Genomic DNA, 20,236 nt, shown 5'->3' with positions numbered 1-20,236 from the left:
CTGCCCGACGGCCCGGCCGTCCCACCGGCCGAGGTGTGCGCCGCCCCACGGCCCCGGCGGTCAGGCCGGGCCGGTGGCCCCCGTGAGGAGGACCAGCAGCGGCAGCGCCAGGTTGTTCACGCAGTGCACGGCCACCGCGGGCCAGATCGAACCGCTGCGGCGCATCACCTCGGCGGCGATGACACCGACGACGAACGCCGCGGGCAGGATGATGTTCACGCCGTGGAAGAGCGCGAAGACCGCCGAGCCGCCGAGGACTCCGACCAGGGGCCCGTAGCGCAGCAGCGCGTTGGTGACCACCCCGCGGAAGAGGAACTCCTCGCCGATGGGCGTCAGCACGGCCAGGAACAGGAAGGTCAGGATCAGCGCGGCCGTGCCGCCGCCCGCCGCGTCGTAGTACATCCCCTGCGGGTCCGCGTCGAAGCCGGTCAGGGCGGTGATGGCCAGGATCAGCCCGCCCTTGACGACGAGCGCGACCACGCCCCACCCCGCGCCGGCGAGCATCCAGCGCCAGGTGGTGCGGCGGATGCCGAAGGCACCGAGCGAGCGCACGCGCACCGCCACCGCGGCGGCGAAGCCGACGAGCCCGGCGATCCCCGACCAGGCGGCCACCACGAGCCCGTAGGGCACCGGGTCCAGGTCCATCCCGCGCGGGCCGAAGAACACGAGCGCGGCCGCGGTGACGGTCAGGGCGAGCAGGCCGACCACGATTTCGGGGATGCCCGGACGCACCCGGTTCGTGTGGCCGACCACCGCGGTCGGACGCGGGTCTGCGGGGCGGTGTGTCGACATGGTGGTGGGCTCCCTGTTCTCTCGGTGTCCGGTCTCCGGTGTCCTGGTTCCGAGTACAGCCGTCGGCGCGCGCGTCCGGCAGTACCGCCGCGTCACGACCGCCCCATGACGTTTCCCCCGGTGCAGTGATGACGCGGCGTCACTGGTGGCGCCCCGGAGCCGGAGGAATACTGGGACGGACCCCGCAGCCCCCTCCCGGAGAGGCCCGTATGACGTCCGAGCACGCGGGGGCGGCGCCGGAACACCTGCGCGCCGTCAGCCGCTCCATCGTGATCGCTTCGCTCTCCGCCGTCGGGGCTCTGCTCGTGTCGATCGATGCCCGGACCTGGCAGGAGGCCGCCCTCCTGGCCCCGGGCCTGGTGGCGGCCCTGGTGGCCGTCTCGTCGCGGGGGCGGGGCCACGCCTCCCGTGTCCTGTTCCCCTGCCTGGCCGTCGCCGCGGTCGTGTGGTTGCTCGGTGTGGTCCTGGCGGATCTGGGGACGGCGTCCTTCGGCCTCGGTGCGGTGGGCACGCTCGCCGTCCTCGAACTGCCGCGCCACCGCCGTGCCACGGTTCTGGGGTTGTCCGCGCTCTTCCTCGCGGGGCCCGTGGTGAAGCTGGTCCTGGGGCACCAGGACGTGCTCGGCGTGCTGCTGCGGTTCGTCCTCGTCGCCGGTTGCATCGCCGTGGTCGCCGTCGTCCTGACCTACCTCGACCGGGTGGTCGGCGACCTCGTCACGCAGCTGGAGGCGTCCCGCGAACGCGACGCGGAACTGGCCGTGGCCCGCGAGCGGGTGCGGTTCGCCGGGGACCTGCACGACATCCAGGGCCACACGCTGCACGTGGTGAAGCTGAAGGCCGTGCTGGCCGGGAAGCTGGTGCACGCGGACGCCGACCGGGCCGAGGAGGAGCTCCGGGAGATCCACGCCCTGGTCGGCGACACCATCGACCGGACCAGGGAACTCGCCTACGCGCAGCGGCGCCTCAACCTGTCCGCGGAGCTGGAGAACGCCAAGAACCTCTTCGAGGCCGCGGGCATCGACGTGCGCGTCGACCGCGAGGCCGACGTCGACACCCGGGCCGGCGAGCTGCTCGGCCAGGTCCTGCGGGAGACCACGACCAACATCCTGCGGCACGCACAGGCGGAGCGGGCCCGGATCACCCTCGCGGGGGCGGGCATCCGCATCGTCAACGACGGCGCGTCCGGGACGGCGCCGCCGGACCTCGCGGGGCTCGCCGCCCTCAGGGAACGGGTGGAGGGCGCCGGCGGCGAGCTGACCGTGGAGCGGGGCGGCGGGCGCTTCGTGACCGCCGCGGCGTTCCCGCGCCTCACCTCCGACCGGCCAGGAAGCAGGGGAACGTGGAAGGACGACCGATGACGACCGTGGTGATCGCCGATGACGAGGCCCTGCTCCGCAAGGCGCTGGCGGCCCTGCTCCCCCTCGAAGGGGAGATCACCGTCCTGGCCGAGGCCGAGGACGGTGAGTCGGCCGTCGAGGCCACGCTCCAGCACCGACCGGACGTGCTCGTCATCGACCTGGAGATGCCCGGGCTGGACGGGTTGGGCGCCGTCGCGCGGATCCGCGACGCCCGCCCGGAGCAGGTGATCCTCATGCTGACCCGGCACGCCAGGCCCGGTGTGCTCCGCAGGGCGCTCAAGCTCGGAGTCCAGGGCTTCGCCGGCAAGGCCGCGGAACCGGCGCACATCGCATCCGTCATCACGACGCTGCGCGAGGGGCGGCGGTGGGTCGACCCGGACGTCTCCGCGCTCGCCGTCATCGACGACAACCCCCTCACCGACCGGGAGATGGACGTACTGCGGGCGACGGGTGAGGGCTACTCGGCCGCCGACATCGCCGCCCGGCTCCACCTGGCGGAGGGCACAGTGCGCAACTACCTTTCGAACGCGATGCACAAGACCCAGACGCGGACCCGGCACGAGGCGGCGCGGTACGCGCGAGAACACGACTGGCTGTGACGCGGCCGCGATGAGTCCGGGCGGCGCCGGTGGTCTGTGTGATCGTCGGAGTGACGCACTCGGAGACAGGAGGGACCCATGCCCGTACTCACCGGCACACTCGTCGTCGGCCTGCCCATCGCCGACCGGTGGCGCTCGATGGTCTTCTACCGCGACGCCTTCGGCTTCGCGCCCCTGGGCGATCCCGCCGAGGACGGGGTGCCCGAACCGCTGCGGTTCCGGCTCGACGAACGGACACTGCTGATGCTCATCCCCACGGGAGGGTTCGGGTGGGTCATCGGCGACGGCCGCCAGATCGCGCCGCCCGGTGTCCACGAGTCCCTGTTGGGCCTCGGTCTGGCCTCGGAGAGCGACGTCGACACCGTCATCGAACGGGCGGTCCGTGCCGGCGGCGAGACCGTCACGGCGCCCGGCCCGCAACCGTGGGGCTACTCCGGGGTCTGCGCCGACCCCGACGGCCATCTGTGGCAGATCACCGTCGAACCGCCGGCGGACTCCTGAGGGGGCCGGGACCGGCGGGAGCACGGAAGGACTTGATCCTGCGGGGCACGGCTCTCATCAGGGAGGACCGACACGAGGGGCGGCCGTGCCCCGCACGGTGGGCGGACGGCCGGGTGCGCGCCGCCGCGGACCCGGCTACGTTCGGACGATGAGCGGATTCGCGACGACCGAGGACCTGTCGGACGTGGTGCGTGAGGCACTGGGGTCCGGCTACCGGATCACCGACGCGGAGCGGCTGCGAGGAGGAACCAAGAAGGGGGTCTACCGGCTCCGGCTCGACGGCGGTGCGGCGGAGAGCGTGATCGTCTACCGGTGGACGAGCGGGGAGGACTTCTGGCCGGAGACCGGCGAGGACGACCCGACGGACCCGTTCGCGCACGCGTCCGGACCCGCTCTGTTCCTGGCCGCGCGGCGCCGCCTGGAAGGGCTGGGCGTGCGGGCCCCCCGACTGCTGTGGACCGACGCCGGTGACGACGGCGGCCCCGCCGCGGCCTCGGCCGTCGCCGTGGTCGAGGACGTGCCCGGGCCGACCCTCGAAACCGCACTGGAGGAGGAGCCCGCGCGGGCGGCGCCCGCCCTGGCGGACCTGGCGCGGTCGCTCGACCTGATGTGGCACGACCGCTCGCCGCGCTACGGCCGGGTCGACCTGCTGGAACGGGGCGGCGCCTCCCGTGGCGCCTCCTGCGAGCGGCTGATCCTGGACCGGGCTCTGCACGACGTGGCCGAGGCGGCCGATCGCGACACCAGGATCGCGGAGGCCCGGAACCGGCTCACCGACCACCTGCGACGGTTGGCGGAGCGGGTGGCACCGCGCACCGAGTACTCGCTGATCCACGGGGAGCTGGGTCCCGACCACGTCCTCATCGACGCCGACGGACGCGCGGTGCTCATCGACATCGAGGGCCTGATGTACTTCGACGCCGAGTGGGAGCACGTGTTCCTGCGGCTGCGCTTCCCCGGGCACTACGACGTGCTGCGGCGGCCCGGCCTGGAGCCCGAGCGCCTGGACCTGTACGAGCTGGCGATGCGCCTGTCGCTGGTGGCGGGTCCGCTCCGGCTGCTGGACGGCGACTTCCCCGACCGGGAGGTCATGATGGGCATCGCCGAGCACAACCTGAAGCAGTCACTGGCCCTGCTGCCCTGAGCCGCGCGCCCCGGTCGGGGCCGGGGACCGCACCCCGGCCGGGGTCGGCGCGCCCCGGAGTTCCGTGAGCCGGGGCCGCGGCCTTCCCTGCGTCCCGGGCCCAGGCCCAGTGCGCCCTGACCTTCCCTGCGTCCGCGCGTTCGGGCGTTCCCGAAGTCCCGTGCGTCCGGGGCGAGGACGCTCCGGCGTTCCCGGAGACCCGTGCGCCCGGCGTTACCTACGTCCGGCGCACCCTCCTCAGCCCTCGGTTTCGCACGACCCGGACCAGTCAAAACTCCGCCAATATCCCGAACAGATCCGGGAAACAAGGGAATTCGCCCAGTTTTTCCGGGGGATAACGCGGGCGACCGTATTCGGCGGTCGGCGCGGGCGGCTGCTCGGCCCCCGTGCCGACGGGACCTCGGGAGGAACCATGAGTACGGGAGAAAACCGGCCGGACCCCGGCGAGCAGCGCTCGGGGACCCGCGAACAGCACCCCGCACCGCCACCGCCCCGGTCCCACTCGGAGGTGCGACCGCCGACGGAGGCGGACACCCCCCGGCCGGAGCGCCACGGGCGAGGAAGGCACGAGGCGCCCACCTGGCAGGAGAGCGAGGCGCCCACCGGACGCGAGCACGGGACGCCCACGGGTTGGGAGGGCGCGGCGGCACCGGTCCCACCGCCGGCGCCGTCCGCGGCCACCGGGCGGTCGGCCGAGCCGGGCGACACCAACGTCGTCTGGCGCCGGATCGCGCAGTACCTCTTCGACTCCGTGGTCTCCGGTATCGGCGCCGCCCTCGCCTACGCGGTGTTCATCCCGCTGGCGGCGACGCCGGACGGCTCACTCGACCAACCCTGGCTGGCCGCACTCGCCTACACGGTGTTCACGGTCCTGACGGTCGCCATCTTCCTGGCCTACTGGGTGCTGGTGCCGATCATGAGCGCGAAGGGGCAGACGCTCGGCATGATGCTGATGGGGATCAGAATCGTGCGCGAGGACGGCAGCCGGGTGTCGGGGATCCGGCACTTCGTGCGGGTGCTCCTCTTCATCGTCGACGGGATCCTCGCCGGTCTGGTCGGTTTGGTGGTCGTCCTGGCCTCCACGCGCCGACAGCGGGTGGGCGACATGGTCGCGGAGACGCTCGTGGTCCGGGCCCGCTGAGCCGACGCCCACGCCGGCGTACGGGCCCGCCCTCGGACGGGGGCGGGCCCGACGTGTGCCCGGACCTCAGCCGCCCCACTGTTCGGGCAGGGCGTCGGCGTCGGCGTCGAAACCGGCAGTGCGGCCCGGGGGAGACCTCTCGTCGCCGGCCCGGTCAGGCCCCCGGGGAGGACCCCGTTTCACCCGACCGTGTCCGACCACCTTGGGAGGCACCCGTTCCACCCGTTTCGGCCGGGCCACCCGGAGAGGAACCCTCGGCATCGTCCCTGGTCGCGCCGCCCGGGGAGGCACCCGTTCCACCCGGCTCGGCCGGTCCGCCCGAAGGCGCTCCCCCGGCACCGGCCGGACGCGCTCCGCGGGCCGTCAGGCGCCGCAGCAGGGTCTCGGCCGGGCCCCGGTGCCCACGGCGTTCCATGAGGTCGGCGGCCACGAGGGAGCCGAGCCAGACCAGCGCGGCGACACCGAACGACCCGGCGAGCCCGACGTCGTCGTACAGACCGAGCCCCCAGGGGTGGAAGAGGGCGATGAAGACCGGCGTCTGCACCAGGTAGAAGGTCAGCGACCGGCGGCCGAGCGCGATCACGGCCGCCGTCATCCGCCCCGGGCCGCGTGCGACCCGGATCGCGACGAGGGCGACCAGCGCGGCCATGCCCATGGCGCCGAAGTACCCGGTGAAGGGCTGGGCCAGCGCGGCCGTCCACAACGCGGCCGTGCCCGGAGCGTCCCAGGCCCCGGTCAGGACCAGGATCGCCGGAAGCGCGCCCACGGCCGAGACCGCCGTCGTCAGGACGGCCGTCCGGATCAGGAAGGCGCGGTGCCGCTCCGGTTCGTCCAGGATGCGGTGCCGGGCCGCCCACATCCCGAAGACGACCGGCGGGACGACCGAGACCGAGGCGAAGACCAGGGCGAACGGCCAGGCCTGGATCCGTTGCAGGAGCAGGCCGAGCGGGTCGCCCGTGCCCATCCCGACGTTGCCCGCGTCGAAGGGGGTCAGTCCCTGGGACATCGGCAGCCACATGCCGTAACCGACCGAGAGGGTGCCCGGCACCAGCAGCAGGGCGCCGACCACGAGCAGGGTCGTGTTCCTGGCCCGCAGCAGCCCCACGACCAGGACCGACACGATTCCGTAGACGGCCAGGATGTCGATCGGCACCAGAAGGGTGTGGACCGCGCCGAACACCACCAGCCACCAGCCCCGGCGGCGCAGTGACCGGCGGACCTCGACCGGGTCCGCTCCCCTGGCCGTGCGCCGGTCCAGCATCTGCACCAGCGCGTAGCCGAGGAGGAAGGCGAACAACGGGCGCGCGTGGTTGCCCACGAACAGCTGGTGCACCGCCAGGGCCGCGTCGTGGGCGAGCGCTGGACCGTGGTCCACCGCCAGGACGAACAGCGGCGCGTGCGCGCAGGCGATGGCCAGCAGCATGGCCCCTCGCGCCAGGTCGGGGGCGAGCGCTCGCCGTGCGGGCGTCGTCGACATCACGGGTCGGTCCTCTCGGCTGGGGTCCTGAGGCGCCGGTCCGTCGTCGACCGACCGGTGGCTACATGTTATTTCATGTAAATCATGTATGCACGTCCTGGCCGGATACGGACAGATCCGCTTGGTACGCTGTGCCGATCGTCCGCCGCAGCGGACTCGGAGCACAGAGGGGACGGTGGCGGCATGGCCGCTGGAGAGAGCGAGGCCCAGTACGGCCCCGGCGGCCGCGGCTTCTACGGATCCGTGACCGTCAGCGAGCGCGGCCAGATCGTCATCCCCGCCCAGGCCAGACGGGACCTCGGTATCGCCCCGGGTGACAAGCTGCTCGTCCTCGGGGACCCGGAGCAGGGCCTGGCCCTGATGACCGTCGACCGGCTCATGCGCACGCTGCGCGGCTCCACCGACCTGCTGAGCCAGATCCAGGGCCACGTCCCCGCCGAGCCGGACCGGCCCGCCGAGGAGTAGCCGCGGAGGCGGTCGGCCCGATCCGCCCACCGGGACCGACCGCCCGGACCGCCCGCCGAGCGGGCCCCGCCGGGGTCACCGATCCATACCGTTCCGTGCCGCGCCCGAACCTTTCGCGCCCTCGCGCGTCCCACTGTGGAGAGGTTTCGCGCACAGCAGGGGGTAGACACGTGATGGCCAGGATCCACGCGGCGGGAGCCCGTCGGCTCGGTGCCGTGGCGGCGGTACTCGCTCTGGCGGCGACCGCCTGCACCTCCGACCCCGAGCCGTCGACCACCGACGCGGGCTCGGACGCGGTCGAGGTGACCATCACCCCCGGTTCCGACGAGGTCGCGCCGAACACCCCCGTCCGGGTCAGTGCCGAGGGCGGCACCATCACCGACGTGCGCGTGGACCAGGTCGTGGTCGACGAGGCGAGCATGGTGGAGGGCGAGGAGGACGACTCCGGCCTCTACGACGTGACCGGAACGCTGGACGAGGACGGCACGGAGTGGGTCTCCGACTGGGCGCTGCGGCCCGGCGCGGAGATCGTCGTGACCGCCACCGTCGAGGACGAGGCCGGCGCGCAGGCCGAGGAGGTCGCCGAGTTCACAACCGCTCCCGCCGTCGCCGGTCAGCGCCTGGACCTGACGCACAACTCCCCGATGAGTGGCGAGACGGTCGGCGTGGGCATGCCGATCGTGGTCGGGTTCGACCTGCCGGTGACCGACAAGGCCGCGGTCGAGAACGCTCTGGAGGTCGTCTCCGACCAGGGCGTCGAGGGCGCGTGGGGGTGGCTGGAGGACGACCGGACGGCGGTCTTCCGGCCCCAGGACTACTGGGAGCCGCACCAGAACGTCCGCGTCGACATGCACCTGGCGGGCGTGGAGGCCGCCGACGGCGTGTTCGGCGTCCGCAACTACAGCCTCGACTTCGAGATCGGGGCCGAGCGGATCCTGACGATGCACGTGCCCGACCACGAGATCGTCGTGACCACCGACGGGGAGGAGGAGCGCGTCATCCCGGTCAGCAACGGGCTCGCCAGCGAGCACTTCAACACCACGACCAGTGGCGTGCACGCCCTGATGGAGCGCGAGGAGACGGTCGAGATGGACTCCTCCACCACCGACAAGCCGGACAACCTGCCCGAGTACAACACCACGGTGCAGTTCGGGATCCGTGTCACGAACTCCGGCGAGTACCTGCACGAGGCGTCCGGCAACTCCAACATCGGCAGCGCGAACACGTCCAACGGCTGCACCAACCTGCGGCTGGACGACGCCAGGTGGCTGTTCGAGAACACCGCCATGGGCGACGTGCTGGAGACCACCGGCACCGACCGCGAGGTCGAGTGGAACAACGGCTGGGGCTACTGGCAGCTCTCCTGGGAGGAGTGGCAGGACCTGAGCCACGCGGGCGGCTACGCGACCACCGGCGGCACCCCCGGGTCCGTGCACGGCGAGGACCTGTGACCGCGGGGGCGGTCGCCGGGCGCGGAACGGGTCCGCGCCGCGCACGCCCCGGGATCAGCCGATCCGGCCGTCGTGCTCCCTCAGCGAGTCCAGGACCGGACCGTACAGACGGGTCTTGATCGTCCCCAGGGTCGGGTGCGCCGCCTTGGCCGCCTGCGCGCCGGCGAGCTCCACCGCGGTCGGGCGCACCTCGCCCTCGGGTACGGCCAGGTCGACGATGCCGGCGGCGAGCGCGTCGTGTCCGCCGTAGCGGCGGGCGGTGGTCATGGCCACGTGCGCGGTCTGCGGCGTGAGGCGGGCCTGGATGAGCGCGGACATCCCCGGCGTGAACGGGATGTTGATGTCGGCCTCGGGCAGGCACCAGAAGCCGCGGTCGGCGCGCATGACGCGGACGTCGTGGGCCAGGGAGAGCATCGCCCCGGCGGCGAAGGCGTGGCCCTGGACGGCGGCCACCGTGAAGACCGGCAGGGAGAGCATCCGCGCCAGGAGGTCCTGGACCCTCGCGACGTAGTCCGGGTGCTGCTCGGGGTGGGCGAACAGCCAGTCGAGGTCCAGGCCGTTGGAGTAGATCTTGCCGGTCGCGGTGGTCACCAGGGCGCGCGGGCCCTCGGCCTTCTCCACCGTGTCCAGGGCGGCGCCGACCTCGGTGAGCCAGTCGGGGTGCAGGCGGTTCTCGCCGCCGCCGAGATCGAGGACGAAGACGTCGTCGTGGCGTTCAAGGGTGGGCATGCGGCTCCTTCGGGGGCGGTGACGGCGGCCACTACTGGTAAGTAACCTACACCGCCGCCCCTCGGCCGCACGGGCCGCCCGAAGGCATCGCCGTCGGCCGCGCGGGCTCCGCGCGGCGCCCCGCCGAACGGGCCGGGGCGGCGGACGCCCGGCCGAACAGTCCGGGCGGCGGAGGCCGGGCCGCGCGTTCCGGCGTGGCCATCGCCCGGCCGGGTACCCCGGGGTGGTCGATACCCGGCCGGGTGTTCAGGGCGACCGGCACCCGGTCGGCGGCTTTCCGCGACCGGGCGCACGAGGGAGCCGGTCAGCCCCGGACCGGGGTGCGGCTGCGGGCGAGCAGGGCGTGGACCTCGCCCGAGGGGAAGCGGCGGTGTCCGCCGGGGGTCCGGAAGCTGGGCAGACGGCCCTGCACCGCCCACCTGGAGACGGTCTTGACGTCGACCCGGAAGAGGGCGGCCACCTCCGGCGACGTCAGCAGGTCGTCCTCGTCCTCAATGGGGAAGCCGTGGTACGCGGGAGAGTCGGGGTTCGGGAGCACGTGAGGGTCCTTTCCTAGAGGTGGTGGGGGCCGGGGTCCCCCTGGGATGTCGCGGGTGCTCGGGAGCGCACCGGTCACCGGCCGACGCGGGGCGGGCCGGGGAGGTCGAGGTCGAACCACACGCCGGTGCGACCGTCGGCGGGGTGGTCCACACCCCAGCGCGCGGCCTCGGTCGACACCACGCGCAGGCCGAGGCCGCCGGGCTCGTCCAGGTCGAGGGGCCGCACGCGCGGACCGCCGGGCGACTCCGGCCGGGGGCCGTCGTCGACGATCCGCACCCGGATCCGGTCGGGCCACTCGTACACACCGACCGTGACCTTCCCACCCGGGTCACCGCTACGGCTGTGCAGCACGGCGTTCGCGAACAACTCGGAGCCCAGCCACACCGCCTGCTCGCCCGGCACCGCCTGTGCCGCGGTGAGGTCGTGCAGGTAGCGCCGGACCGCCCGGGCCTGGGACGGCAGCCCGGGCACGGTCAGCTCCAGGGCCATCGGCCGCCCGCCCTCGGGCAGGACCGGTTCGAGATCGCCGGACGATCCCGGACGCCGGAGTCTGGCCTCGGCGAGGCTGATGGTCACGGACAGGGCGGGTCGAGTGTCCACGGCTGCTCCCGGTCGGCGTCAGGGCCACGACTGTGCACGGCGGCGGACATCGGGTCCGCACCCGTGGTCTCCACGATCCCGCCGGGGCGACCTCGGGGGAAGACGTTCGGTAGCGCTTCGGATACCTTCCGGAGTCGCCGGAATCTTCCGGAATAGCTCCACGGAAGTGGTGCCGTGTGCTGTGCTAGACCTATGCCCCCTCACAAGCAAGCGCTCCTTCGCTACGGGCGGGAAGTGCAGCGTCTCCGCAACGAGGTGTCCCTGACACAGACGGCACTGGCACGCCGCGTCAACAGCAGTAAATCCCAGATCTCGGACATCGAGCGAGGAAAGGCCAACCCCTCGGCGCAGTTGCGTTCGGCGTTGGACGGGACCATTGGATTCGGTCAACTGGAGCGTTTATGGGAGGATCTCACCGGCGGCAGACGGCCGGCCTGGCTGGACGAGATCGCCACCGCCGTACAAGAAGCGGAAGCGGTGTACGAATACCAGGCACTGGCCTTTCCGAGTTATCTTCAGACCGAGGGCTGCGCCCGCGCGCTCATCCGGTCGGCGCTCCCCTGGCTTCCGCCGGACGAGATCTCCGCACGCGTGCGCGAACGCATGGACCGCGCCCGCCACATGGACGAGTCCCTGCACCCGATGCTGTGGCTGGTCATCGACCGGTCGTTGCTGAGCCGCAGATACGGTGGTCCGCACGCCACGCGTGAACAACTGGCGCACATCGCCGCCCTGGCCGAACGGGAACGGCTCACGCTCCAGGTCGTTCCGACCGACCATCCGAAGCATCCTGGAAACTCCGGGTCGTTTCGAGTTCTCACCATGCGCGATGACCCCGACATCGCCTATGTGGAAAGCGCGGAAGAGGGACGCGTTCTCACGAATTCGACATCCGTGGCACGACGTCGCATGCTGTTCGCCGCCCTCCAGGGCGTGGCTCTGGATCCGGAATCGTCACTGCTGGCGATCCACGAAGAGATGAAGAGGATGGAATAGCGATGTCTGCTGAATGGCACAAGTCGACGTACAGCGGTGGCAGCAACGACTGTGTCGAGATCCGGGAGAAACCCGACGGCGCGGACGTCCGCGACACCCGCCACCGCGCGGCCGGCCACCTGTCGTTCTCGTCGGCCGAATGGTGCGGCTTCCTCCGAGGGCTGGCCGGGAAACGGTCCCGCCTACAGTGACGGCATGGACGTGGTCGACACACTGCTGAGCGGAGTCCGGGGACGCGGGTCGGTGTTCGGGAAGTCGGTCCTGCGACCGCCCTGGTCACTCCGGTTCACCGACGCCCCCTACCTCACGCTCTGCACGCTGCTGCGGGGCGAGGGCTGGATCGTGCCGTCGACCGGAGCCCCCCGGCGGGTCTCGACGGGAGAGGTGGCGATCGTGCGCGGACCGGAGCCGTTCGCCTTCACCGACGATCCGACCGCGCCCGTGCCGGTCCCGCCGCGGGAGGCCGGCGGCGGGGCGTTCGCGCCGTCCGCTCACCGGGATCCCGGAGAGCTGGCCTGCGACACCGTGCTGCTGGCGGGCTCCTATGACGTGCGCGCGGAGGTCCCGCACCACCTCCTGCGCGTCCTTCCACCGGTGCTAGTGGTCCCCGACAACGGCGACTGCGCCCCGTTGCGCGACTACCTGGAGTCGCAGATCGCCACCGCCGGTCCGGGGCGCCAGATCGTCCTGGACCGGCTGTTGGACTGGCTGCTGGTGTGCTCGCTGCGCGACTGGTTCGACCGGCCCGAGGCCGAGCGGCCCGGGTGGTACGCGGCGCTGGGCGACGACGTGGTCGGCCCGGCCCTGCGGGCCCTGCACGAGGAACCGGCCGAGCCCTGGACCACGGTGACGCTGGCGGCCCGGGCGGGGGTCTCGCGCACGACCCTGGCCAAGCGGTTCACCGAGCTGGTCGGCGAGGGCCCGGTCTCCTATCTCACGGAGTGGCGGATGACCCTGGCCGCCGACCTGCTCGCCCGGCCGGAGCTCACCGTCGCGGCCGTCGCCCGGCGGGTCGGCTACGCCGACGCCTTCGGCTTCAGCGCGGCCTTCAAGCGGGTGCGCGGGGTGAGCCCGACCGCCTTCCGTCGAGGGCTCACCGCCGTGGAGCCCGACGACCTCCGGGCCCCGCGGGTGGAGGTCGCGGGCCCGGCCGGGTGAGTCCGGCCGGGCCGAGAACTGTGCGGGCGAGAGCGGTACGGGCCTGCGCGGTGTCCCGTCCCCACGGGCACCGAGCCGATCGACCGGGCCGGAAGCGGTGCGGGCCGACGCCACGGCACCCCGTGTTCCCGAACGCCGGGCACCGGGCACCGGGCACCGGGCACCGGGCACCGGGCACCGGGCACCGGGCACCGGGCACCGACCGGATCACCCCTGCCAGGCGCCCCGGGCGGCCTCGTCGCGGACGACGTCGGCGACGTCGCGCGGCTCCCGGCCCAGGGCTCGGCGCACACCGTCGGCGACCACCGCGTCCCCACTCGTGCGGATCGCGTGCAGGGCGTCGGACCACAGCTTGGCCTCCGCCGGGGAGACGCCCTCCGCGACCAGCGCCTCCTGGAACTCGGTCTCGCCCACGGGGACGTAGCGCGTCCCGATCCCGGCGGCCCGGCCGATCTCGTCCAGCAGCTCGACCAGGCCGACCGCACGCGGACCGGTCAGCTCGTAGACCTGTCCCGCGTGGCCGTCCTCGGTGAGCGCGGCCACCGCCACGGCCGCGATGTCCTCGGTGTCCACGAAGGCCGCCCGGCCGTCCCCGGCGGGCAGCGCCAGCTCACCCGCCACGATGGCGTCCCGGAAGTCCCCCTCGGTGAAGTTCTGGGCGAACCAGCTCGGCCGCAGGATCGTCCATTCCAGGCCGGACTCCCGCACCGCGCGCTCGCCCGCCAGGTGCAGGCCGCTGGCGGTGGTGTCGGTGCCGAAGTAGTCGGGGACGTCCACGCCGCGTGCGCTCAGCAGCACCAGACGGCGCACTCCCGCGGCCTCGGCCGCCTGGACCAGCTCCGGTGTGCGTGAGGGCGGAGCGTCCAGGGGGACGACGTACATCCGCTCGACGCCTTCCAGCGCCGGCTTCCACGTGCTCTGGTCGGCCCAGTCGAACCGGGTCTCACCCGACCGCGACGCGGCCCTGACCTCGATGCCCTGCTCCCGGAGCCGGGCGGTGACCTTGCGGCCGGTCTTGCCGGTCGCTCCGATGACGAGTACTGGTGCGTTGTCCATACCCGCATCCTCGTCCGCGGCCGGCCCCGGGGGCCATGTGTCGGGATCCGCGGCGCATACGTGTGCGTCCGCGTCGGGCACCCGTCCGCGCTCAGGCCCGCCCCGGGGTCGGCCCTTCGGGTGTCCGGACGGGCGTCAACCGACGATGGGGCGCTCCTGGGGCAGTTCGTAGCGGCGCGGGCGTCGGCGCAGGGCCGAGGCCGAGGCCAGGGTGATGGGGCCGATACGGCCGACGAACATCAGGAAGATGATGATGCACTCGCCCTCGACCGGGAGTTCACCGGTGATGCCGGTGGGTCATCCCCGGGGACGAGCGCGTCCGCCAGGGCGCGCCGCACGCTCGGCACACTGTCGGCGGACAGGTTCGAGTGCCCGGTGATGCCGATACGCGCCACGTTCGCTCCTCGGGGTTCGGCTTCTCGGTCGGCAGCGTAGTGGACACCACCGCGCACCTCCGCCACGGCCGGACCTCGGCGGGAACTCGGCCGGGCACGTGCGGGGTGCGGTCACCGCGTCGGGAATCGAGCGGCCCAGGTCTCCTCCTCCAGGAGGAGCCCGTTGGCCAGATAGCTGATGGTCCGGTACCAGCCGATCAGTACGAGGAGTTCGAGCAGCTCAGCGTCCTCGTAGTGCACGCGCAGGGCGTCCCAGGCGGGCTGCGAGAGATGGGCCGTGTCGTGCAGTTCGTCGACCGCGTCGAGCAGCGCCGCCTGGCGCGGCGACCACGCGGCACCGCCCGCCGCATCGGTCTCGGTGGTCGCGCGGAGCTGTTCCGGGCTGAGTCCGGCCTGCCGGGCGAGGGTCGCGGCGTGCACGCCCCATTCGTACGCACAGCCGGCGCGCGCGGTCACGCGGGCGATGACGATCTCGCGGTCGAGGTCCGAGAGGAGCCCATGGCCCAGCAGCCCGGCGCCCAGGGAGAACATGCGCGAGGCCAGTTCCGGGTTGCGGTGCAGCACGCGGAACAGCGCGAGCGGCTCGTAGGGCACGTGGGGCGGCATCCACCGGCGGAGCGCCTGGTCGACGGCGGCGGGGTACGGGGGAGCGAGTGGTTCGATGCGCGGCATGGCGTGCCTCCTGCTTCGGTTTTCGAACCACTATGATGCTTCGATAACCGAAGCGCAAGGAGCGAACATGGAAGCCAGGGCGCCACGGCCGGGTATGCCGGTACGGGGGTCCGAGTCGGGTCGGCCGGTCATGGCCGCACTCGACCTGCTCGGACGACGCTGGACGCTGCGCGTCCTGTGGGAACCGAGCCGAACCCCGGCCGGCTTCCGGGAACTACAGCGCCGATGCGAGCGCATATCCTCCAGCGTGCTTACCACCAGGCTCAACGAGCTGACCGCCACCTGCCTGGTCACCCTGCGGGCGGACAGCTACCACCCCACCCCGCTCGGGCGGGACCTCGTCGAGGCGCTGAGCCCGCTGAACGCCTGGAGTCGACGATGGGCGGAGGAGACGGGCCACAGCACGACCGGAGGGTCCGAGGGCTCCACATGACCGCGGCCGAACCGGCGCCCGCGAGATGGCCGGCCATCGCGGGCCCGGGCGTCGTCGACGTGGGGATCACGATACGGAGGCGGGTCGCGTCCCCCTGGCTCCTAGTGTGGCGCTGAAGTTACTCCGCGCGTGGCGTTGGAGCAGGGATCACCCGGTGGCGCACGTCGACGAGACGAGCGGGTCGGTGGCGCACGTCGATGATGCCAGCGGGTCGGTGGCGCACGTCGACGAGACGAGCGGGTCGGTGTTCTGTTCGGTGACCTGGATGTAGGCGTCGAGCGCTTCTCGGGACCGGCTCAAGGTGTCGATCTGGCGGTCGAGCCTGCTCCGGCGCCGGCGGAGTGCGGTCAGGAGCTCCGCACACGGTTCGAGGTCCGGCGCCACACCCTGGACGCAGGGTTGCAGGAAGGCGATGTCCTCGGTCGAGAGCCCGGCCTCCAGCAGCTTGCGGATCTGGGTGACCGTCGTCACCGACTCTTCCCCGTAGTCCCGGTATCCGTTGGCGGATCGTTCCGGAGCCAGCAGCCCCTGGGCTTCGTAGTAGCGCAGTTGATGCGCCGGCACGTCGGTCCGTCGGCTCAACTCACCGATCAGCATGCAGAGACCTCCCGGCGCCTCTTGACCTTCATACCGGTATCAACGTTGAGGATATCGGCATGACCAGTTCAGAACACGATCACGCACGATCCGATGAGCCCGCATCGGTGACCCTTCTCGGCCTCGGGCTGATGGGACACGCCCTGGCCGGCACGCTCCTGGCCACGGGGCACCCGACGACGGTGTGGAACCGCTCTGCCGACAAGGGCGCGGACCTGATCGGCCGCGGTGCCCGCCGGGCGGGCTCGGCCGGCGAAGCGATCGCGGCCGGCTCCCTCGTCATCGTCTGCATCACCGACAACAACGCCGTCCGTGAGCTCGTCGAACCACGCGCCGCCGAGCTGCGGGGACGCACGCTCGTCAACCTGACGTCCGGGTCGTCGAGCGAGGCCGACGACATCTCCGCCTGGGCCGCCCAGCACGGGATCGCCTATCTCGACGGGGCGGTCCTGGCCGCCCCCGACGGCATCGGCACCGATGAGGCCGCCATCCTCTACTCCGGCGACAAGGACGCCTTCGACCGGCACGAGCGCGTGCTGCGAAGGCTGGCCGCCCCCACGTTCCTCGGCGAACGCCCCGGCCTCGCCGCGCTCCACGACGTCGCCGTGCTGACCATGATGTGGAACATCCTGAACGCCTTCCTGCACGCCGGCGCACTCCTCCAGTCGGCCGGCGTCTCCGCGACCGCACTCACTCCCGTCCTGGAAGGCGGCATCTCCACCACCACCGGATGGCTCGCCGGCTACGCCGAGCAGATCGACGCGGGCGTCTTCCCGGGGGACGACGCGACGATCGCCACCCACCTGGCCGCCATGGCTCATCTCATCGACGAGAGCGCCGCCCAAGGAGTCAGCACCGAGCTGCCGCGCCAGATCAAGGCGGTCGCCGACCGCGCTGTCGCCGAAGGGCTCGGCCAGTCGGGCTACGCCGCGATGATCAGCCGGTTCCGGAGCCCGGAATGAGCCGGGACCACGACCTTCGGGAGCTGCTGGCCGCCGGATCGATCGGCGTACTCGCCACACTCAGGTCCGACGGCAGGCCACAGCTCTCCCCGGTCCAACCCAGCTACGACAGGGCCCGCGACGTCATCCTGATCTCCACCCGGGACGGGCTCGCCAAGACCCACAACCTGCGCAGAGACCCGCGTGCCGCGCTCGAGGTCACCAGCGGGGACGGGCTGGCCTGGGCCACCGCCGAAGGCGTCGCCACGCTGCACGGCCCAGGCACCGCGCCCGACGATCCCGCTGTCGAGGCACTGGTCGACTACTACCGCACCGCGGCGGGCGAGCACCCGGACTGGGACGAGTACCGCCAGGTGATGGTCGCCGACCGGCGAGTCCTCATCGAGCTCCACATCGGCCATGTCTACGGCGACAGCATCGCATGACCCGCTCCTCCCCCAGCCGCCTGCGCCTGCGTCCGGCGCCCGGGATCGGCGACGGCGGTCAGCGCAGGTCGGCGGCGGAGGGGACCACCACGCCGTAGATGTCGGAGATCGTCGCGAGCGCGCCGCGGTGGAGCTGGTCCGCCGGAACGTCGGTGCCCAGGGCCTGGAGCGGGCGGGTCGCGCAGGCGTCGGCGACGACCGTGGGCCGGTTGCCGCGCAGGAACGCGCCCTCCGAGGTGAAGGTGACGCACATGTGCGTCATGAAGCCGATGACGACGACGTCCTTGTGACCGGCGGCGTCCACGTGCTCGCCCAGGTCCGTGCCGACGAACGAGTTGGGAGCGGTCTTGACCACCACGGTCTCCCCCTCGACCGGGGCCACCCGGGGGTGGATCCGACCGATCTCCGCGCGGACGTCGTACGGGGTGCCCTCGCCGCCGTCGTGCTGCACGTGGACGACCGTCGCGCCGGCCTCGCGGGCGCGGGCCAGCACGTCGGCGGCGGCGTCGAGCGCGGCGTCCCATCCGTCGAGCTCCAGCACACCGGTCGTGTAGGTGTTCTGGTAGTCGACCAGGATCAGGGTCGCGTCGGCGAGCGACGCGGGGGTCTGGTCGAGGCCGGTGATGTCGCGCAGGGTCGTCGAGGCCATGGGTGGGCCCTCCTCAGGATCGTCATGGGGTCGCGATCACCGCGACCGCACTTCGAACGCTACGGTGCCCTGGTCATGTCGGCAATGTCGTCTAACATGCAGATACCGACATCCCGTCCGTCCTGGCGGGCCGCCGACCGAACGGGGAACACGATGAGCCCGACCAGGCGACTCGTGGTCATCGTCCTCTTCGAGGACGTCGACCTGCTCGACGTCACCGGGCCGCCGGAGGTGTTCGCCCTGGTGCGGCGCGAGATGGGCGAGGAGGCCGGGTACGAGGTGGTGCTGGCCGCCGAGACCATGGACCCGGTCACCACGTCGGCGGGGGTGCGGGTGCTGCCCGACGCCACGTTCGAGGAGGTCTCGGGCCGCGGCATCGACACCCTGGTGGTGCCCGGCGCCGTCGAGGTCGACGACCGGCACCGCGTGCACGCGGTCACCGATCCGACGGTGGTCGCGTGGGTGAAGACCCTGGCGGCCCGGACCCGGCGCCTGGCCTCCGTCTGCGTGGGGGCGCACGTGCTCGCCGAGGCCGGGCTGCTGGACGGCAAGCGCGCCACGACCCACTGGTCGACCGCGCGCCAGCTCGCCGAGCGGTACCCCGCGGTCGAGGTCGACGCCGACCCGGTGTTCATCCGCGACGGCGCCGTGTGGACCGGCGCGGGCATCAGCTCGTGCCTCGACCTCTCGCTCGCCCTGGTGGCGGACGATTTCGGCGAGCCCACCGCGCTGCGCGTCGCCCGGCAACTGGTGATGTACCTGAAGCGGCCGGGCGGGCAGAGCCAGTTCAGCGTCCCGCTCGAACCCGCTTCGACGACCCGGCGCGTGGAGGAGCTCCGCCACCACGTCACCCGCCACCTCACCGAGCCGCTCACGGTCGCCGACCTCGCCGCCGTCGCCCACGTGAGCGAGCGGCAGCTGACCCGGATCTTCAAGACCGAGCTCGGCACGACCCCGGCCGCCTACGTCGAGTCGGCCCGGGTGGAGGCCGCACGCCACCGGTTGGAGTCCACCGACGCGACCCTCGAACGCGTCGCCTCCGGCTGCGGATTCGGCACGACCGACACGCTCATCCGCGCGTTCCGCCGCACCCTGAACACGACCCCCACGGAGTACCGGAACAGGTTCCGCAACGCCGTCGGGGAGTGAGCCCGGAGCGGCCCACAGCGTGCGCGCGGGGCACAGGCCCTCGGGGCGGGCCTGGGGGTAGCGCGGGTGGCACGAGTGGGTCAGGAGTCGATGATGTGGCGCAGGTACGTGCCGGGGTCGGACAGGTAGCGCCGCCAGTGGTCGACCATGTCCAGCTTCTCCCACCGCACCCGGCGGGCGCCGTGGTCGCCCACCTCGATGACGTCGGCACCCGGTATCGCCGCCAGGAGCGGACTGTGCGTGGCACAGATGATCTGGGATCCGGACTCGGCCAGGTCGTGCACGAGCCCGACCAGGCGCAGGCACGACATGAAGCTGAGCGCCGCCTCGGGTTCGTCCATCAGGTAGAGGCCCGGCTTGTCGAACATGCTCTGGAGGATGATCAGGAAGCCCTCGCCGTGGCTGTGCTCGGCCAGGTCCTCCTCCCAGTAACCGTGCAGCCCCGAGACCGCCTCGGCGAGCCCGAAGGTCGTCTCGGCGCGAAGGAAGAAACCGGTCTGGGACCGGCGTCCGCGCTGACGCTGCCGGGCGGCGCGCTGGGACAGGTCCAGGCGCAGACGCTGTCCCAGATCGCCCTTGGGGCGGTTGTTGGCGTACTTGCGGCCGGCCCGACCGCCGCGCGCGTCCAACCCGTAGGCCTCGGCGATCCCCTCGACGAGGGTGGACTTGCCCGAACCGTTCTCGCCCACCAGGAAGGTGACGGGGGCGCGGAACTCCAACGGCTCGGAGAGCAGTCGGCCCACGGCCGGGACGGAGTAGGGCCACTCGGTCGGGTCCGCGGGTTCGCGACCCTCGGGGATGTCGATGCCTTCGACGAACACGCCGCCTCCCTCTCCGTCGGTGGACGCGCGTGAAGCTACCCCACGGGTCGGACATCGCCGGCCGAACCCCGGCCTCGGCGTCACCCCTGCCGTCGGTGTGCCGCCCGGTGTGCGGGGCCCGTCTCG

The 20,236-nt window shown here is 72.5% G+C and carries 24 protein-coding genes and 1 pseudogene; 14 read left to right on the top strand and 11 right to left on the bottom strand.

Features of this window, described 5'->3' with window-relative positions; all coding sequences use genetic code 11:
• Nucleotides 1–60: 60 nt before the first annotated feature.
• Complete coding sequence (locus DFP74_RS14030) at nt 61–792, bottom strand: CPBP family intramembrane glutamic endopeptidase (RefSeq protein WP_121182115.1); 732 nt, start codon at nt 790–792, stop codon at nt 61–63.
• A gap of 209 nt (nt 793–1,001) precedes the next feature.
• Here DFP74_RS14030 and DFP74_RS14025 point away from each other — a divergent pair, with 209 nt between their 5' ends.
• From DFP74_RS14025 to DFP74_RS14005, 5 genes are all read left to right on the top strand, one after another.
• Nucleotides 1,002–2,150 carry a sensor histidine kinase gene (locus tag DFP74_RS14025; RefSeq protein ID WP_121182114.1) on the top strand — a complete coding sequence of 383 codons (1,149 nt, stop codon included), beginning with the start codon at nt 1,002–1,004 and terminating at the stop codon, nt 2,148–2,150.
• Nucleotides 2,147–2,749 carry a response regulator transcription factor gene (locus DFP74_RS14020; RefSeq protein ID WP_121182113.1) on the top strand — a complete coding sequence of 201 codons (603 nt, stop codon included), beginning with the start codon at nt 2,147–2,149 and terminating at the stop codon, nt 2,747–2,749. Before DFP74_RS14025 ends, DFP74_RS14020 begins: the two co-directional genes overlap by 4 nt.
• 78 nt (nt 2,750–2,827) lie before the next feature.
• Entirely contained in the window at nt 2,828–3,250 is a 423-nt protein-coding gene (locus DFP74_RS14015; RefSeq protein ID WP_121182112.1) for a VOC family protein, read from the top strand.
• A 148-nt stretch (nt 3,251–3,398) separates the two neighbouring features.
• Entirely contained in the window at nt 3,399–4,394 is a 996-nt protein-coding gene (locus DFP74_RS14010; protein ID WP_121182111.1) for a phosphotransferase, read from the top strand.
• A gap of 412 nt (nt 4,395–4,806) precedes the next feature.
• A complete protein-coding gene (locus DFP74_RS14005) occupies nt 4,807–5,535 on the top strand; it encodes an RDD family protein (protein WP_121182110.1) in 729 nt (242 codons plus the stop codon).
• Nucleotides 5,536–5,689: 154 nt separating this feature from the next.
• Here DFP74_RS14005 and DFP74_RS14000 read toward each other — a convergent pair whose 3' ends face one another.
• Nucleotides 5,690–7,012 carry a DUF418 domain-containing protein gene (locus DFP74_RS14000; protein ID WP_121182109.1) on the bottom strand — a complete coding sequence of 441 codons (1,323 nt, stop codon included), beginning with the start codon at nt 7,010–7,012 and terminating at the stop codon, nt 5,690–5,692.
• A gap of 183 nt (nt 7,013–7,195) precedes the next feature.
• Between DFP74_RS14000 and DFP74_RS13995 the strand changes: the two genes are divergently transcribed.
• Together DFP74_RS13995 and DFP74_RS13990 are read left to right on the top strand one after the other, a co-directional pair.
• The gene (locus tag DFP74_RS13995) at nt 7,196–7,477 is read left to right on the top strand and encodes an AbrB/MazE/SpoVT family DNA-binding domain-containing protein (protein ID WP_121182108.1); all 282 of its coding nucleotides are present in this window, start codon (nt 7,196–7,198) and stop codon (nt 7,475–7,477) included.
• A 170-nt stretch (nt 7,478–7,647) separates the two neighbouring features.
• The gene (locus tag DFP74_RS13990) at nt 7,648–8,928 is read left to right on the top strand and encodes an Ig-like domain-containing protein (protein ID WP_370013373.1); all 1,281 of its coding nucleotides are present in this window, start codon (nt 7,648–7,650) and stop codon (nt 8,926–8,928) included.
• A 54-nt stretch (nt 8,929–8,982) separates the two neighbouring features.
• Here the strand turns inward: DFP74_RS13990 and DFP74_RS13985 are convergent, their stop codons facing one another.
• From DFP74_RS13985 to DFP74_RS13975, 3 genes are all read right to left on the bottom strand, one after another.
• Nucleotides 8,983–9,657, bottom strand: a complete 675-nt coding sequence (locus tag DFP74_RS13985) for an enoyl-CoA hydratase-related protein (protein WP_121182106.1) — start codon at nt 9,655–9,657, stop codon at nt 8,983–8,985.
• Nucleotides 9,658–9,961: 304 nt separating this feature from the next.
• Complete coding sequence (locus tag DFP74_RS13980) at nt 9,962–10,195, bottom strand: BldC family transcriptional regulator (RefSeq protein WP_370013372.1); 234 nt, start codon at nt 10,193–10,195, stop codon at nt 9,962–9,964.
• 74 nt (nt 10,196–10,269) lie between these two features.
• Nucleotides 10,270–10,797: an ATP-binding protein gene (locus tag DFP74_RS13975; RefSeq protein WP_121182105.1), complete on the bottom strand. Its 528-nt coding sequence runs from the start codon at nt 10,795–10,797 to the stop codon at nt 10,270–10,272.
• 192 nt (nt 10,798–10,989) lie between these two features.
• On the opposite strand from DFP74_RS13975, the gene DFP74_RS13970 reads away from it, so the two are divergent.
• From DFP74_RS13970 to DFP74_RS13960, 3 genes are read left to right on the top strand one after another with little or no spacing between them, the layout of a single operon-like run.
• Entirely contained in the window at nt 10,990–11,793 is an 804-nt protein-coding gene (locus tag DFP74_RS13970) for a helix-turn-helix transcriptional regulator (protein ID WP_121182104.1), read from the top strand.
• Nucleotides 11,794–11,795: 2 nt separating this feature from the next.
• On the top strand, nt 11,796–11,984 hold the full coding sequence (locus DFP74_RS13965) for a DUF397 domain-containing protein (RefSeq protein WP_121182103.1): 189 nt from the start codon (nt 11,796–11,798) through the stop codon (nt 11,982–11,984).
• A 4-nt stretch (nt 11,985–11,988) separates the two neighbouring features.
• Nucleotides 11,989–12,951 (top strand): AraC family transcriptional regulator, encoded by a 963-nt coding sequence (locus DFP74_RS13960; protein WP_121182102.1) that lies wholly within the window; start codon nt 11,989–11,991, stop codon nt 12,949–12,951.
• Nucleotides 12,952–13,158: 207 nt separating this feature from the next.
• Here DFP74_RS13960 and DFP74_RS13955 read toward each other — a convergent pair whose 3' ends face one another.
• From DFP74_RS13955 to DFP74_RS13945, 3 genes and pseudogenes are all read right to left on the bottom strand, one after another.
• Nucleotides 13,159–14,007 (bottom strand): NAD(P)H-binding protein, encoded by an 849-nt coding sequence (locus tag DFP74_RS13955; protein WP_121182101.1) that lies wholly within the window; start codon nt 14,005–14,007, stop codon nt 13,159–13,161.
• A 135-nt stretch (nt 14,008–14,142) separates the two neighbouring features.
• Nucleotides 14,143–14,301 (bottom strand): annotated as a pseudogene (locus DFP74_RS13950) (TrkH family potassium uptake protein); the annotation flags it as partial.
• Nucleotides 14,302–14,513: 212 nt separating this feature from the next.
• A complete protein-coding gene (locus DFP74_RS13945) occupies nt 14,514–15,074 on the bottom strand; it encodes a carboxymuconolactone decarboxylase family protein (protein ID WP_121182100.1) in 561 nt (186 codons plus the stop codon).
• 67 nt (nt 15,075–15,141) lie between these two features.
• On the opposite strand from DFP74_RS13945, the gene DFP74_RS13940 reads away from it, so the two are divergent.
• Nucleotides 15,142–15,507, top strand: a complete 366-nt coding sequence (locus tag DFP74_RS13940) for a helix-turn-helix domain-containing protein (protein WP_121182099.1) — start codon at nt 15,142–15,144, stop codon at nt 15,505–15,507.
• Nucleotides 15,508–15,654: 147 nt separating this feature from the next.
• Here DFP74_RS13940 and DFP74_RS13935 read toward each other — a convergent pair whose 3' ends face one another.
• Nucleotides 15,655–16,104: a MerR family transcriptional regulator gene (locus DFP74_RS13935; protein ID WP_121182098.1), complete on the bottom strand. Its 450-nt coding sequence runs from the start codon at nt 16,102–16,104 to the stop codon at nt 15,655–15,657.
• 59 nt (nt 16,105–16,163) lie between these two features.
• Here DFP74_RS13935 and DFP74_RS13930 point away from each other — a divergent pair, with 59 nt between their 5' ends.
• Together DFP74_RS13930 and DFP74_RS13925 are read left to right on the top strand one after the other, a co-directional pair.
• Complete coding sequence (locus DFP74_RS13930) at nt 16,164–17,066, top strand: NAD(P)-dependent oxidoreductase (RefSeq protein WP_121182097.1); 903 nt, start codon at nt 16,164–16,166, stop codon at nt 17,064–17,066.
• Nucleotides 17,063–17,491: a PPOX class F420-dependent oxidoreductase gene (locus tag DFP74_RS13925; protein WP_121182096.1), complete on the top strand. Its 429-nt coding sequence runs from the start codon at nt 17,063–17,065 to the stop codon at nt 17,489–17,491. Before DFP74_RS13930 ends, DFP74_RS13925 begins: the two co-directional genes overlap by 4 nt.
• 58 nt (nt 17,492–17,549) lie before the next feature.
• Here the strand turns inward: DFP74_RS13925 and DFP74_RS13920 are convergent, their stop codons facing one another.
• Complete coding sequence (locus DFP74_RS13920) at nt 17,550–18,140, bottom strand: cysteine hydrolase family protein (protein ID WP_121182095.1); 591 nt, start codon at nt 18,138–18,140, stop codon at nt 17,550–17,552.
• A 153-nt stretch (nt 18,141–18,293) separates the two neighbouring features.
• On the opposite strand from DFP74_RS13920, the gene DFP74_RS13915 reads away from it, so the two are divergent.
• Entirely contained in the window at nt 18,294–19,289 is a 996-nt protein-coding gene (locus DFP74_RS13915; RefSeq protein ID WP_121182094.1) for a GlxA family transcriptional regulator, read from the top strand.
• An 80-nt stretch (nt 19,290–19,369) separates the two neighbouring features.
• Here the strand turns inward: DFP74_RS13915 and DFP74_RS13910 are convergent, their stop codons facing one another.
• Nucleotides 19,370–20,110 carry an AAA family ATPase gene (locus DFP74_RS13910; protein WP_121182093.1) on the bottom strand — a complete coding sequence of 247 codons (741 nt, stop codon included), beginning with the start codon at nt 20,108–20,110 and terminating at the stop codon, nt 19,370–19,372.
• Nucleotides 20,111–20,236 lie beyond the last annotated feature (126 nt).

It is taken from the genome of Nocardiopsis sp. Huas11, assembly GCF_003634495.1.
Classification (GTDB): Bacteria; Actinomycetota; Actinomycetes; order Streptosporangiales; family Streptosporangiaceae; genus Nocardiopsis.
This window is presented reverse-complemented; position numbering and strand designations above follow the sequence as displayed.